Annotated in this window: 11 protein-coding genes; 9 read left to right on the top strand and 2 right to left on the bottom strand. The window is 64.5% G+C overall.

All coding sequences use genetic code 11. The features are described from left to right. Nucleotides 1–34 precede the first annotated feature (34 nt). From NKI18_RS05290 to NKI18_RS05275, 4 genes are read left to right on the top strand one after another with little or no spacing between them, the layout of a single operon-like run. Nucleotides 35–1,294, top strand: a complete 1,260-nt coding sequence (locus tag NKI18_RS05290; RefSeq protein ID WP_352617571.1) for a sarcosine oxidase subunit beta — start codon at nucleotides 35–37, stop codon at nucleotides 1,292–1,294. Nucleotides 1,295–1,305: 11 nt separating this feature from the next. Next, complete coding sequence (locus tag NKI18_RS05285; RefSeq protein WP_023676536.1) at nucleotides 1,306–1,602, top strand: sarcosine oxidase subunit delta; 297 nt, start codon at nucleotides 1,306–1,308, stop codon at nucleotides 1,600–1,602. Next, the gene (locus NKI18_RS05280) at nucleotides 1,599–4,595 is read left to right on the top strand and encodes a sarcosine oxidase subunit alpha (protein ID WP_352617569.1); all 2,997 of its coding nucleotides are present in this window, start codon (nucleotides 1,599–1,601) and stop codon (nucleotides 4,593–4,595) included. The genes NKI18_RS05285 and NKI18_RS05280 overlap by 4 nt, the downstream gene beginning before the upstream one ends. Further along, nucleotides 4,588–5,175, top strand: coding sequence for a sarcosine oxidase subunit gamma (locus NKI18_RS05275; RefSeq protein ID WP_352617566.1), 588 nt, complete (start codon nucleotides 4,588–4,590; stop codon nucleotides 5,173–5,175). Before NKI18_RS05280 ends, NKI18_RS05275 begins: the two co-directional genes overlap by 8 nt. 19 nt (nucleotides 5,176–5,194) lie before the next feature. Here the strand turns inward: NKI18_RS05275 and NKI18_RS05270 are convergent, their stop codons facing one another. Further along, a complete protein-coding gene (locus tag NKI18_RS05270; protein WP_352452121.1) occupies nucleotides 5,195–5,893 on the bottom strand; it encodes a nitroreductase in 699 nt (232 codons plus the stop codon). Then, nucleotides 5,850–6,245 (bottom strand): hypothetical protein, encoded by a 396-nt coding sequence (locus NKI18_RS05265; RefSeq protein ID WP_353019178.1) that lies wholly within the window; start codon nucleotides 6,243–6,245, stop codon nucleotides 5,850–5,852. Before NKI18_RS05265 ends, NKI18_RS05270 begins: the two co-directional genes overlap by 44 nt. Here NKI18_RS05265 and NKI18_RS05260 point away from each other — a divergent pair. The 5 genes from NKI18_RS05260 to NKI18_RS05240 all read left to right on the top strand — a co-directional run bounded on the left by NKI18_RS05260 (nucleotide 6,163) and on the right by NKI18_RS05240 (nucleotide 13,835). After that, nucleotides 6,163–6,756 carry a helix-turn-helix domain-containing protein gene (locus NKI18_RS05260; protein ID WP_352617563.1) on the top strand — a complete coding sequence of 198 codons (594 nt, stop codon included), beginning with the start codon at nucleotides 6,163–6,165 and terminating at the stop codon, nucleotides 6,754–6,756. The two genes, NKI18_RS05265 and NKI18_RS05260, sit on opposite strands and share 83 nt — an antisense overlap. 77 nt (nucleotides 6,757–6,833) lie before the next feature. Beyond that, on the top strand, nucleotides 6,834–9,287 hold the full coding sequence (locus NKI18_RS05255) for a GcvT family protein (protein ID WP_352617560.1): 2,454 nt from the start codon (nucleotides 6,834–6,836) through the stop codon (nucleotides 9,285–9,287). Further along, nucleotides 9,284–10,183: a homocysteine S-methyltransferase family protein gene (locus NKI18_RS05250; protein ID WP_352617557.1), complete on the top strand. Its 900-nt coding sequence runs from the start codon at nucleotides 9,284–9,286 to the stop codon at nucleotides 10,181–10,183. Before NKI18_RS05255 ends, NKI18_RS05250 begins: the two co-directional genes overlap by 4 nt. Continuing rightward, the gene (locus tag NKI18_RS05245; RefSeq protein WP_352617554.1) at nucleotides 10,183–11,364 is read left to right on the top strand and encodes a pyridoxal phosphate-dependent aminotransferase; all 1,182 of its coding nucleotides are present in this window, start codon (nucleotides 10,183–10,185) and stop codon (nucleotides 11,362–11,364) included. The genes NKI18_RS05250 and NKI18_RS05245 overlap by 1 nt, the downstream gene beginning before the upstream one ends. Further along, nucleotides 11,361–13,835 (top strand): GcvT family protein, encoded by a 2,475-nt coding sequence (locus NKI18_RS05240; protein WP_352617552.1) that lies wholly within the window; start codon nucleotides 11,361–11,363, stop codon nucleotides 13,833–13,835. The genes NKI18_RS05245 and NKI18_RS05240 overlap by 4 nt, the downstream gene beginning before the upstream one ends. Nucleotide 13,836 lies beyond the last annotated feature (1 nt).

The raw sequence follows: 13,836 nt of genomic DNA, 5'->3' as shown, positions 1-13,836 counted from the left end.
TCTGCCGCAAAGCCTGAAATGGATGACAATAAGAATGGCGGAATATTCGGCCTTTTCGCTTCTCAAGAACGCGCTGACCGGAAACAAGGACTGGAAGCCGGCCTGGCGCAAGCCCGACCCGAAGGCGTCCTACGACGTGATCGTCATCGGTGGCGGCGGCCATGGCCTGTCGACCGCTTACTATCTCGCCAAGGAGCACGGCATCACCAATGTCGCCGTGGTGGAGAAGGGCTGGCTCGGTTCCGGCAATGTCGGCCGCAACACCACGGCGGTACGTTCCAACTATCTCCTGCCGGCCAACACGCGCTTTTACGAGCATTCGATGAAGCTGTGGGAGAACCTGGCCCATGACCTCAACTACAACGTCATGTTCTCGCAGCGCGGCTGCCTGAACCTCGCCCACACACCTGCTCAGCTCGACGACTATGCCCGGCGCGGAAACGCCATGCGCCATCTCGGCGTTGACGCCGAACTGATGACAACGGCCGAAATCGCGCGCCTGGTGCCGGCGCTCGACGTCTCAGCCGCCGCGCGTTTCCCGATCGTCGGTGGCCTGATGCAGCGGCGCGCCGGCACCGCCCGCCACGACGCCGTCGCCTGGGGCTATGCGCGCGGCGCAGATCGCCGCGGCGTCGACATCATCGAAAATTGCGAGGTCACCGGCTTCCTGCGCGACGGCGACCGCATCACCGGCGTCACGACAACGCGCGGCGAAATCCGCGCAAAAAAGGTAGCGGTCGCGGTTGCCGGCAGCACCGGGCGGGTCATGCGGCTTGCCGGCATCGAGACGATGCCGATCGAGAGCCACGTGCTGCAGGCCTTCGTCACGGAATCGCTAAAACCGTTCATCGATACGGTCCTGACCTTCGGCATGGGCCATTTCTATATGTCGCAATCGGACAAGGGCGGCCTTGTCTATGGCGGCGATCTCGACGGCTACAACAGCTACGCCCAACGCGGCAGCCTGCCGATCGTCGATGAGGTGATGAGCGAGATGCTGGCGCTGTTCCCTGGGCTGGCCCGTGTCCGCATGCTGCGCTCATGGGGCGGCGTCTGCGACATGTCGATGGACGGCTCGCCAATCATCACCACCGGTCCGCTGCCGGGCATGTATCTCAACTGCGGCTGGTGCTATGGCGGCTTCAAGGCGACGCCGGCTTCCGGCTGGTGCTTTGCCTGGACCATTGCCAAGGACGAGCCGCACGGTCTCAACGCGGCCTTCACGCTCGACCGCTTCTACCGTGGCCTGGTGATCGACGACAAGGGCCAGGGCGCCACGCCCCGGCTGCATTAGGTTAGAGATCCATGCTCATCACCTGCCCCTATTGCGGCCCGCGCGACGTGATCGAATTCACCTATCAGGGCGACGGCAATCGCCAGCGCCCACAGCCCGCCTCGCAGAACCTCGACGCCTGGAACGCCTATGTCTACGACCGGCTTAATCCAGCCGGCGACCACAATGAGATCTGGCAGCATTCCGGCGGCTGCCGCGCCCATCTCAGGGTCGTGCGCAACACGCTGACGCATGAGATCTCCAGCACCGCGTTCGCGCGCGGCGACCACAACTCGGTTGCGCGGCACCGGGCCGAGGACAAGCCATGAGCCCGCGCCGTACAGAGGCCGGGGGCCGCATCGACCGGCTGCGGACCATCCGTTTCACCTTCGACGGCGCGCCTTATACCGGCCATGCCGGCGACACGCTGGCTTCGGCGCTGCTGGCCAACGGCGTCACCCTGTTTGGGCGTTCGTTCAAATATCATCGCCCGCGCGGCGTGCTGACCGCCAGCGTCGAGGAACCGAACGCGCTGGTCACAGTGTTGAGGGGCGAGGTTCGCGAGCCGAACATCCCCGCCACAATGGTCGAGATTTATGACGGGCTGGCCGCAATCAGCCAGAACCGCTTCCCTTCGCTTGCCTGGGACGTCAGTGCCGTGAACCAGCTCGGCGGCAAGCTTTTGTCGGCCGGCTTCTACTACAAGACCTTCATGGGACCGGTGATCGGTCCGCTGAAGGGCACTCGCTTCTGGATGTTCTGTGAGCATTTCATCCGCCGTGCCGCCGGCCTGGGCAAGGCAGGCACGGCTCCCGATACGGCGCGCTACGAACGCATTAACTCGTTTTGCGATGTGCTGGTAGTCGGCTCCGGCCCGGCGGGGCTGATGGCCGCCAGGGCGGCTGCCGATCAGGGTGCACGCGTCATCCTGGCCGAGCTCGAGCCGCATTTCGGCGGCTCGGCCAATTGGTCGGGCGAGACGATCGATGGCATGCCGGCCGCCGACTGGGCAGCGCGCGCCGCTGGCCAGCTCGAAGGCCGTGACAATGTCCGCCTGCTGCCGCGCACCACCGTCTGGGGCTATTATGACGGCAACACGCTTGCCGCGCTCGAACGTGTCACCGACCACAAGGAAACGCCCGGCAAGGGCGAATCGCGCCATCGCTACTGGACGATCCGCGCCAAGTCGGTGGTGCTGGCCACCGGATCCCTGGAGCGTCCGCTGGTCTTTCCAGGCAATGATCGGCCAGGCGTAATGCTGGCGCATGCTGCCGAGCGTTATGCCATTGAATATGGCGTGCTGCCCGGCGACAGGATCGGGCTGTTCACCAACAATGACAGCGCCTATCGCGCGGCCCTGGCGCTGAAGAAGGCCGGCGCCGTGGTCGTCGCCATCATCGACGTGCGCCCTGAGCTTTCGAGCGAAATGCGCAAGCTGGCCGGCGAGACCGAGGCCGAGATCCTTTCTGGCCACGCGGTGATCGCCACCGAGGGCGGCAAGGCGCTTTCCGGCTTCAAGGTGCAGCGCTTCGACATGGTCAACGGCGCGCTTTCCGGCGATGCGCGCAGCATCCACGCCGATTGCCTATTGATGTCGGGCGGCTGGTCGCCGACCATTCATCTGGCCAGCCAGGCCGGAGCTAAAGCGGAATGGAACGAAGCATTGCAAGCGTTCCTGCCGCCCAAGCCGACGACACGGCAATGGATCGGCGCCGGCGCCTTCACCGGCAGTTTCTCCACCGCCGAGGCGATCGCCGAAGGTCGCGCCGCCGGTCTTTCCGCTGCGGGCGCAACCGCCACGCCGGCGGCCTTGCCTGCCGTCGAGGCAGCACCTGGCGATCCCGATCCGGCGCCGGTGTTCGAGATCAAGGCCGAAGGAAAAAGCTTCGTCGACTTCCAGCATGACGTGACGGCGGACGACGTGCGGCTGGCGCATCGCGAAGGCTTCGTCTCGGTCGAGCATCTGAAGCGCTACACCACACTCGGCATGGCAACCGACCAGGGCAAGAGCTCCAACATACCCGGCCTCGCCATCATGGCCGAGGCGCTGGGCAAGCCGATCCCGCAGGTCGGCACGACGCGCTTTCGCCCGCCCTTTTCGGCGGTGTCGATCGGCTCGCTAGCCGCCGAACGCTTCGGCGATCTGAAGCCCGAGCGGCTGACGCCGATGCATGATTGGCACGTCGCCAATGGCGCCACCATGTATTCCGCCGGCCTGTGGTATCGGCCGATGATCTACGGCCATCCCGGCGAGACGATCGAGCAGGCCTATGTGCGCGAAGCGAGAGGCACGCGCGAGAGCGCCGGCATCGTCGATGTCTCGACATTGGGCAAGATCGCGGTGCAAGGCCCCGACGCGGCGGAATTCCTCGACCGCGTATACACCAACATGTTTTCGACGCTGGCCGTCGGCAAGGCGCGCTACGGGCTGATGCTGCGCGAGGACGGTCTCGCCTTTGACGACGGCACCACGTGGCGCCTCGGCGAGCAGGATTTCCTGATGACCACCACCACCGCCAATGCCGGCAAGGTGATGCAGCATCTGGAGTATTTCCTCGACGTGATCTGGCCGGCGCTGAAAGTCCACGTCACCTCGGTCACCGACCAATGGGCCGGTGCCGCCATCGGCGGGCCGAAGGCAAGGCAGATATTGGCTGCTTGCGTCAGCAGCACCGCCGTCGACAATGCCGCCCTGCCCTTCATGGGCATCGTCCACGGCGAAATCGCCGGCGTGCCGGTGATGATCTGCCGGCTGTCCTTCTCCGGCGAAATGGCCTTCGAGATCTATTCAGGCGCCGGCTACGGCACCCATGTCTGGGAGGCGCTGATCGAAGCCGGCAAGCCGTTCGGGCTGGTGACCTACGGGCTGGAGGCGCTGGGCACCATGCGCATCGAGAAAGGCCACGTCACCGGTGCCGAGATCGACGGCCGTACCACGGCACGCGACCTGCATCTCGACTGGATGCTGTCGAAGAAGAAGCCGTTCATCGGTTCGGCGATGATGGACCGCGAGGGGCTGATCGCGCCCGACCGCCTGGAACTCGTCGGTATTGTTTCGCTCGACAACCAGCCGCTCAATGGCGGCGCACACATCGTCGAGGAGCTTGACGAAGCCAATCCGCACGGCTCGCTTGGCCACATCACCGCCTGCTGCTATTCGCCAGCGCTGGGCAAATATATCGCGCTTGCCCTGGTCAAGGGCGGCAAGGCGCGGCGAGGCTCGCGCGCTTATGTCTCGGACCCGCTGCGCAACCGGTTCGGGCCGGTCGAGATCGTCTCCAACCATTTCTTCGATCCGGACGGGAGCCGCATGCATGGTTGAACGCCAATCACCGCTTGAGCCGGTGCTGCATCCGGGCTCGCATGGCAATTTCGAGCACGGTGTCGAAATCATCCTCTCCGAAACCAGGCCGGGGTCGATCCTGCAGCTCGCCGCCTGGCCCGGCGAGGAGAAGACGTTGATGGCCCGCATCCATGCGGTCACCGGCCTGGCTTTGCCCGACGGCGCCGGTGGCGGTGTGACGAACGGCGCCAGGTCGGTGTTCGGCTTTGCGCCGGGAAAGTTCACTGTGGTCGATGAAGCCGAGGGATTGGCGCCGGCCTTTGCCGATGTCGTCACTTCGGCCATCGGTACGGTGACCGATCTTTCGCACGGCCGCACGGCGATGCGCATCGCCGGGCCGAAGGCCGAGTGGGTGCTGGCGAAATTCTTCGCCATCGACTTCGCGCTGCCGGCCTTCCCGATCGGCGCCGGCCGCTCGACCATGCATCACGACATCTTCGCGCAGATTCAGCGCACGGGCGCCGATCAGTTCGACATCTATGTGTTCCGCTCGTTTGCCCGCTCGTTCTGGAAAGCGCTCTGCCATGCGAGCGAGGAAGTCGGCTACGAAGTGCAGTAGAGCCGGACGGCGCTTCACGTCACTCCGCGAACGTCACCCACTCTTCCAGCGGCGCGCGGTCGGTGCGGAAGGCATTTTCGGGCTTGGACGTATCCTCATGGCCGAGCGCCATGCCGCAGACGACGATCTCCTCGTCGGGAATGTTGAGCACCGGCCTGATCTGCCGGTGATAGGGCGCGAAGGCAGCTTGCGGACAGGTGTGCAGGCCCCTGCCCCGCGCGGCGACCATGATGTTTTGCAGGAACATGCCGTAGTCGATCCACGACCCCTTGTTCAGCCGCCGGTCGACGGTGAAGATCATGCCGACCGGCGCATCGAAGAAGACGAAGTTGCGGTCGTGCTGCGCACGCATCCTGTCGACCTCGCGCCGGCCGATGCCGAGCACGCCGTAGAGGCCGAAGCCATTGGCCCGCCGTCGCGTCAGATAGGGTTCGAAGAACTGGTCGGGATAGTAGCGGTACTCGTCCCACTCGGCCTTTTCGGCGCGGATGCCCGAGCTGAGGATGGCATCGGTGATGCGCTGCTTGACCTCGCCCTTGGTCACATAGACTTTCCAGGGCTGCATGTTGGTGCCTGAGGGCGCGCGCGCGGCAACGGCGAGAATATCGCGGATGGTCTCGTCGTCGACCATATCGGGCAAGAAGGCGCGTACCGACCGCCGCGAGGTGATCGCGTCATCGACGATCGCCGCCGCAATCCGGGAGTTGTTTTCCAGCATGGCCGTCCTTTTGCGTATGATCCCGAACCCGATTTTCCGGAAGGATCATGCGCCGACTAGAAGTGATGGAGCATCCTTGCGCGTCTTTTTGAACGCCCGATAGCCTACCCGCCTCGACCGGACGCCCCACTCGCAGCTCGTGCGCCGAGCCTTTGCCCGAACCGTCAAAATGGCGCAAGTAAATCTTGTGATTTCGTGAAAATCCTCTTGATTTTTTCATGAACCCGCCATCAAATGAAATTTGCTGGGAATTTTTCATCGAGACAGGGATGGCTTTGCCCTCAACCGCCGCCAGATCGGAACAGGACAGCGGCGAACGGCTCCTGGCCGGCGACATTCGCGCGTTGCGCAAGGCGCGCTGCTTGACGCTTGCTGAAATCGCACTGAAGCTCGGCCGTTCCGTCGGCTGGGTCAGCCAGGTCGAGCGCGGTCTGTCGGTCCCGTCGCTCGGCGATCTCAGGGCCTTCGCCGAATTGTTTGGCGTGCCGGTCAGCCTGTTCTTCAGCCATGACGTGCCTGTCGAGACCGAGCGCGGCGTGGTCGTGCGCGCCGGCAACCGGCGCACGCTTGGCACAAGCGATTCCGGCCTGGTGGAGGAGCTTCTGTCGCCCGATCTCGGCGGTAGCTTCGAGATGCTGCGTTCGGTCTTCGCTCCGGGTGCCGAGATGAAGGCCGAGGCGCGCCGGCCGACCGAGGAAGCCGGCTACGTCGCTTCGGGCAGTTTCGACATCGAAATTGCTGGCGTCTGGCACCGGCTTGGCGAAGGCGACTCCTTCCGCTTCGAGGGCAAGCCGTTCCGCTGGCGCAATCCTGGAGTGGAACCGGCTGTGGTGATCTGGGTGGTTTCGCCGCCTGTCTATTGAACGAATGCATGTCGCCCAAAAGTGCGTGGCGGTTTTGGGACAACGACATGCATCAAAACAAATAGTCGGAGAAGAACATGGCCGGTTTGCCGACCACGGCACGCGTTGTGATCATCGGAGGCGGTGCCGTCGGCGCCTCCTCGCTCTACCATCTCGCCAAGGCGGGCTGGACCGACTGCGTGCTTCTGGAGAAGAACGAGCTGACTTCCGGCTCGACCTGGCATGCCGCCGGCAACGTGCCGACTTTCTCCTCGTCATGGTCGCTGATGAACATGCAGCGATATTCGACCGAGCTCTATCGCCGGTTGGCCGACGAGGTCGGCTATCCCATGAACTACCACGTCACCGGCTCGCTCAGGCTGGCCCATAGCGCGGAGCGCATGCAGGAATTCCAGCGCGCCAAGGGCATGGGCCGCTACCAGGGCATGGAAATCGACGTGGTCGGGCTCGACGAGATCAAGCGCCGTTACCCCTTCATCGAGACGCATGAGCTGAAAGGCGCGCTCTACGATCCGAATGATGGCGATATCGACCCCGCGCAGCTGACCCAGGCAATGGCCAAGGGCGCGCGCGACATGGGCGCGAAGATCATCCGCTTCTGTCCGGTCACCGGCGTGAGCCGAGACAATCACGAGTGGGTGGTCGAGACGGCGCAAGGCGAGATCCGCTGCGAGATCGTCGTCAACGCCGCCGGCTACCGCGCCGCCGAAGTCGGCAGGATGTTCGGCCGCGAGGTGCCAATGATGGTGATGAGCCATCAATATATCCTGTTCGAGGAAATCCCCGAACTGGCGGCGTGGTCGAAGGAACAGGGCAAGAAGCTGCCGCTGCTGCGCGACGTCGATACGTCCTATTATCTGCGCCAGGAAAAGAACGGCATGAATCTCGGCCCCTATGAGCGCAATTGCCGCGCCCACTGGGTCGGCCACAACGACCCAATGCCCGACGACTTTTCGTTCCAGCTGTTTCCCGACGATCTCGACCGGCTGGAACATTACCTGGCCGATGCCGTCGCCCGCGTGCCGATCCTCGGCACCGCCGGCCTGTCCAAGGTCATCAACGGGCCGATCCCCTATGCGCCGGACGGCAACCCGCTGATCGGCCCGATGCCCGACGTGCCCAACGCCTTCGAGGCCTGCGTCTTTACCTTCGGCATCGCCCAGGGCGGCGGCGCCGGCAAGGTGCTGGCCGAATGGGTGACCGAAGGCCAGACCGAATGGGACATGTGGTCGTGCGATCCGCGCCGTTTCACCGCCTTTGCCTCGGCCCCGGATTATTGCGTCGCCAAGGGCATGGAGATCTACGGCAACGAATATGCCATCCAGTTCCCGCGCCATGCCTGGCCGGCAGGGCGCGACCGCAAGCTGTCGCCGCTCCACGACCGCATCAAGGCACTCGGCGCCCGGTTCGACGCCTATAATGGCTGGGAACGCGCCACCTGGTATGCGAAGCCAGGCGACGACATCTCCGAAGAATCCACGCTGACTTTCCGCCGCGACGGGCCGTGGCAGCATCGTGTGCGCGAGGAATGCCTCGCCGTCCGCGATGCCGCCGGCATTCTGGACCTGCCGGGGTTTTCCCGTTTCAATCTCGATGGTCCGGGTGCCGCCGAATGGCTGAGCCTCCAGGTGACAGGCCTGGTGCCGAAACCCGGCCGCATCGGCCTCGTCTATTTTGCCGACGACAAGGGCCGCATCGTCACCGAAATGTCGGTGGTCCGCCACGACGAGAACCTGATGACGCTGATCACCGCCGCTGTGGCTCAGTGGCATGATTTCGAATGGCTGAAATCGCGCATCCCGAAGGACGCCACATTCAAGCTGGTCGACCGGACGGAGGAATACTCCACCCAGATCCTCGCCGGCCCCAACTCGCGAAGAATCCTCGCCGAACTCTGCGCAGCCGACCTCACCCTGCCCTGGCTGACGCATCAGGAAACCAGTATCGCCGGACGTTGGGCAAAGCTGGTGCGCGTGTCCTTCGCGGGCGAGCTCGGCTGGGAAATCCACAGCAAGGTCAACGATACCGCAGCCATCTTCGACGCCGTCTGGGCGGCCGGCCAGAAGCACGGCTTGAAACCGTTCGGCATGTACGCGCTGGATTCGCTGCGGCTCGAAAAAGGCTACCGTACCTGGAAGGGCGACCTGTCGACCGACTACTCGATCCTGCAGGGCGGGCTGGAGCGATTCGTCAGATGGGATAAGCCCGACTTCCGCGGCAAGACGGCGCTGCAAAACGAGAAGCAGCAGGGCATCAAGAAGCGCTTCGTCACGCTGGTTGTCGAAAACCCCGGCGACTGCGACGCGCCCACCATGTCGACGCTGTGGCATGACGGCCGCATCGTCGGCGAGACGACATCCGGCGGCTGGGGTCATCGCATCGACAAGTCGATCGCGCTCGGCATGCTGCGCGCCGACCTCACCGAGCCGGGAACCGCGGTCGAGGTCGAGATCTTCGGCGAACGTTTTCGGGCGATCGTGCAGAAGGATGAGCCGTTATGGGATCCAAAGAACGAGAGGCTCAGAGCATGAAGAAAGTGATCCTAACCGATGGCGGCATGGGCCAGGAGCTGGTCCGCCGCGGCAGTTCCGAGCCGACGCCGCTGTGGTCAGCCAGGGTGCTGATCGACGAACCGGATCTGGTGCGCGACCTGCATGCGGAATTCATCCGCGCCGGCGCCCGCGTCATCACCATCAACACTTATTCAGCCACCCCGGAGCGGCTGGCACGCGAAGGCGCGGAAGAGCTCTTCAAGCCGCTGCAGAAGCGTGGCATCGAACTGGCAAGGCAAGCACGCGACCAGGCCGGCGACGCGGCGATCGCCGGCTGCCTGTCGCCGCTGTTCGGCAGCTATGCGCCGGCGCTGACGATATCCTTCCAGGATACGCTCGACATCTATCGCCGCATCGTTGCCGAGCAGGCGGACGGCGTCGATCTGTTTCTGTGCGAAACCATGGCGTCGGCCGAAGAGGCACGCGCCGCCGTCACCGCCGCATCGGAAAGCGGCAAGCCCGTATGGGTGTCGTGGACGCTTGCCGACCACGGCACGCCGCGCCTGCGCAGCGGCGAAGCCATTGCGGCGGCGTCGGGCGCTCTTGCCGGCCTGCCCGTCGCGGCCCGGCTGATCAATTGCTGCCGGCCCGAAGCGATCGCTGCAGCGCTGCCCGAACTGATCGCTCTCGGCGGTCCGGTCGGCGCTTATGCCAACGGCTTCACCTCGATTGAGGCGCTCAAGCATGGCGGTACCGTGGAAGTGCTGCACGCCCGCCACGACCTTGATCCGGATGCCTATGCCGGCCAGGCGGTCGGTTGGGTCGAGGCCGGCGCCGGCATCGTCGGCGGCTGCTGCGAAGTCGGACCGGCCCACATCGCCGCGCTGCGCGACCGGCTCGAACAGGCCGGTTATGAAATTTCGGGAGCAGCATAATGCCCAGGCCATCATCGCGCATTTCCGGCATCGTGCCTTCGGGCAAGGATGGCTGGGAGGTTCATTCCGCTGCCTGGGCGCGCAAGCAGGCCGGCGAGGACATCATCATGCTGTCGGTCGGCGACCATGATTTCGACACGCCGAGCGAGACGATCGAAGCCTGCGTGACGGCGGTTCGCGCCAGCAATCACCACTACACGCCGCTTGCCGGCGTTCCGCGCCTGCGCAAGGCGATGGCGGCGGCTTCGACGCTGTGCACCGGCGTTGCGACAAATCCCGACCAGGTCATCGCCACGCCGGGCGGGCAGGCCGCGCTTTACGCGGCCATTCAAGCGGTTCTCGACCAGGGCGACCATGCTATCGTCGTCGCGCCCTATTACGCCACCTATCCCAACACCTTCAGTGCGGCGGGCGCCGAGTTCAGCGTCGTCGAGACCCCCGCCGAGGATGGCTTTCAGCCGCGCGCCGCCGACATTCGCGCCGCCCTTCGGCCGAACACCCGCGCCATCCTGATCAACACGCCCAACAACCCCACGGGCGCCGTCTATTCGCGAGAGCGCCTGGAAGATCTGGCGCAGATCTGCCGCGAGCATGACCTATGGCTGCTGTCGGACGAGGTCTACTGGACGCTGGGCGGCGGCGAGCACGTCTCACCACGCTCGCTGCCCGGCATGGCGGAACGTACGCTGGTCATCAATTCGATGTCGAAGAGCCACGGCATGACCGGCTGGCGCATGGGCTGGCTGACCGGGCCGGAATCAATGGTCTCGCTGTTGACCGACCTCAATCTGGTGATGACCTACGGCCTGCCGGCCTTCATCAGCCTCGCCTGCGCCGAGGCGCTCGAAAATGGCTACGGCGTCAAGGAGATCGCCGAGCGCTACGCCGCGAGACGCACCGTCGTCCTCGATGCCATGCGCGGTATGAACAACATCACCGTGCGCGGCTCCGAAGGCGGCATGTACGTCATGCTCGACATATCGGCGATCGAGCCGGACGACGAAAAATTCGCCTGGGCCTTCCTCGACCAGGAAAAGGTCGGCGTCATGCCCGGCTCGAGCTTCGGCGAGGCTGCAGCCGGCCACATCCGCTTCAGCCTCTGCCAGCCTGAGCCGGTACTGATGGAGGCTGCCACGCGCCTGCGCCGCTTCGCCTCCTTCTATGGTCGCGAGGCCGCATGAACGCCCCGCCCACCAAAACCATTCCGACCAAGGCCATTCCTCCCAAAGCGAGGGCGGTCATCATCGGTGGCGGCGTCTCCGGCTGCTCGGTCGCCTATCATCTGGCCAAGCTCGGCTGGACCGATATCGTGCTGCTCGAGCGCAAGCAGCTGACGTCGGGCACGACATGGCACGCCGCCGGCCTGATCGGCCAGCTGCGCGGCTCACAGAACATGACGCGGCTGGCGAAATACTCGGCCGACCTCTACGTCAAGCTGGAGGCCGAGACCGATGTCGGCACCGGCATGCGCCAGGTCGGCTCGATCACGGTGGCGCTTACCGAGGAGCGCAAGCACGAGATCTATCGGCAGGCGTCTCTCGCCCGCGCCTTCGATGTCGATGTGCGCGAGATTTCGCCTAGTGAAGTCAAGCAGATGTACCCGCATCTCAATGTGTCAGATGTGGTCGGCGCCGTGCACCTGCCGCTCGACGGCCAGTGCGATCCGGCCAATATCGCCATGGCGTTGGCCAAGGGCGCGCGCCAGCGCGGTGCAACGATCGTCGAGAATGTGAAGGTCACCGAGGTCCACACCAAGGCCGGCCGTGTCGCCGGGGTTTCCTGGGCGCAAGGCGACGAGCAGGGCGCGATCGAAGCCGATATCGTCGTCAACTGCGCCGGCATGTGGGCACGCGAACTTGGCGCCCAGAACGGCGTCACCATCCCGCTGCACGCCTGCGAACATTTCTATCTCGTCACCGAGCCGATCGCCGGGCTCTCCCGCCTGCCGGTGCTGCGCGTGCCGGACGAGTGCGCCTACTACAAGGAAGATGCCGGCAAGATGATGCTCGGCGCTTTCGAGCCGGTGGCCAAACCCTGGGGCATGAACGGCATAAGCGAGGATTTCTGCTTCGACCAGTTGCCGGAGGACATGGACCATTTCGAGCCGATCCTCGAAATGGGCGTCAACCGCATGCCGATGCTGGCCACCGCCGGCATTCACACCTTCTTCAACGGTCCCGAGAGTTTTACGCCCGACGACCGCTACTATCTCGGCGAGGCGCCGGAGCTTTCCGGCTACTGGATGGCGACCGGCTACAATTCGATCGGCATCGTCTCCTCCGGCGGCGCCGGCATGGCGCTGGCGCAATGGATCAATGACGGCGAGGCGCCCTTCGACCTCTGGGAGGTCGACATCCGCCGCGCCCAGCCGTTCCAGAAGAACCGCCGCTATCTCAAGGAGCGCGTCTCCGAAACGCTCGGCCTGCTCTACGCCGATCATTTCCCCTACCGCCAGATGGCAACCTCGCGAAATGTCAGGCGTTCGCCGCTGCACGAGCATCTGAAGGTGCGCGGCGCCGTGTTCGGCGAGGTCGCCGGCTGGGAGCGCGCCAACTGGTTTGCGCGGGAGGGCCAGGAGCGCGAATACCGCTATTCCTGGAAACGGCAGAACTGGTCCGATAACCAGCGCGAGGAGCATCTGGCGGTCCGAAACGGCGTCGGCCTGTTCGACATGACCTCGTTCGGCAAGATCCGCGTCGAGGGCCGCGACGCCTGCGCCTTCCTGCAAAGGCTCTGCGCCAACGACTTGGACGTGACGCCGGGCAAGATCGTCTATACCCAGATGCTCAACCAGCGCGGCGGCATCGAGAGCGACCTCACCGTCTCGCGATTGTCCGAAACCGCCTTCTTCCTCATTGTGCCGGGCGCGACGCTGCAGCGCGATCTGGCCTGGCTGAGAAAACACCTTGCCAACGAGTTTGTCGTCATCACCGATGTGACCGCTGCCGAAGCGGTGCTTTGCCTGATGGGCCCGGATTCGAGGAAGCTGATCCAAAAGCTGAGCCCGAACGATTTCTCCAATAACAACAATCCGTTCGGCACGTTTCAGGAGATCGAGATCGGCATGGGGCTGGCCCGCGCCCACCGCGTCACCTATGTCGGCGAGCTCGGCTGGGAGCTTTATGTCTCGACCGACCAGGCTGCCCATGTCTTCGAGGCGATCGCGGAGGCAGGCACCGATGTCGGGCTAAAACTATGCGGCCTGCACACGCTGGATTCCTGTCGCATCGAAAAGGCGTTCAGGCATTTCGGCCACGACATCACCGACGAAGACAATGTGCTGGAGGCCGGCCTCGGCTTTGCCGTGAAAACGGCCAAGGGCGACTTCCTTGGCCGCGATGCGGTGCTGAAGAAGAAAGAAACTGGATTGAACCGGCGCCTGGTGCAGTTCCGCCTGAACGACCCCGAGCCGCTGCTCTTCCACAACGAGGCGATCCTGCGCGACGGCAAGATCGTGGGTCCGATCACCTCGGGCAATTACGGTCATCATCTCGGCGGCGCAATCGGGCTCGGTTACGTGCCGTGCCAGGGCGAGAGCGAGGCGGACGTGCTGTCGTCGTCCTACGAAATCGAGATCGCCGGCGAGCGCTTTGCGGCGGAAGCGTCGCTTAAGCCGATGTACGATCCGAAATCGGAACGGGTGCGGATGTAAC

The sequence above is a fragment of the Mesorhizobium sp. M0800 genome, assembly GCF_040320095.1.
GTDB lineage: Bacteria > Pseudomonadota > Alphaproteobacteria > Rhizobiales > Rhizobiaceae > Mesorhizobium.
Note: the sequence above shows the minus strand (reverse complement) of the source record. Positions and strands in the feature narration are given on the sequence as shown.

Coding starts and splice junctions, on each gene's coding strand:
- NKI18_RS05290 (WP_352617571.1), top strand. CDS start 35: ATGGCGGAATATTCGGCCTTTTCGCTTCTCAAGAACGCGCTGACCGGA.
- NKI18_RS05285 (WP_023676536.1), top strand. CDS start 1,306: ATGCTCATCACCTGCCCCTATTGCGGCCCGCGCGACGTGATCGAATTC.
- NKI18_RS05280 (WP_352617569.1), top strand. CDS start 1,599: ATGAGCCCGCGCCGTACAGAGGCCGGGGGCCGCATCGACCGGCTGCGG.
- NKI18_RS05275 (WP_352617566.1), top strand. CDS start 4,588: ATGGTTGAACGCCAATCACCGCTTGAGCCGGTGCTGCATCCGGGCTCG.
- NKI18_RS05270 (WP_352452121.1), bottom strand. CDS start 5,893: ATGCTGGAAAACAACTCCCGGATTGCGGCGGCGATCGTCGATGACGCG.
- NKI18_RS05260 (WP_352617563.1), top strand. CDS start 6,163: ATGGCTTTGCCCTCAACCGCCGCCAGATCGGAACAGGACAGCGGCGAA.
- NKI18_RS05255 (WP_352617560.1), top strand. CDS start 6,834: ATGGCCGGTTTGCCGACCACGGCACGCGTTGTGATCATCGGAGGCGGT.
- NKI18_RS05250 (WP_352617557.1), top strand. CDS start 9,284: ATGAAGAAAGTGATCCTAACCGATGGCGGCATGGGCCAGGAGCTGGTC.
- NKI18_RS05245 (WP_352617554.1), top strand. CDS start 10,183: ATGCCCAGGCCATCATCGCGCATTTCCGGCATCGTGCCTTCGGGCAAG.
- NKI18_RS05240 (WP_352617552.1), top strand. CDS start 11,361: ATGAACGCCCCGCCCACCAAAACCATTCCGACCAAGGCCATTCCTCCC.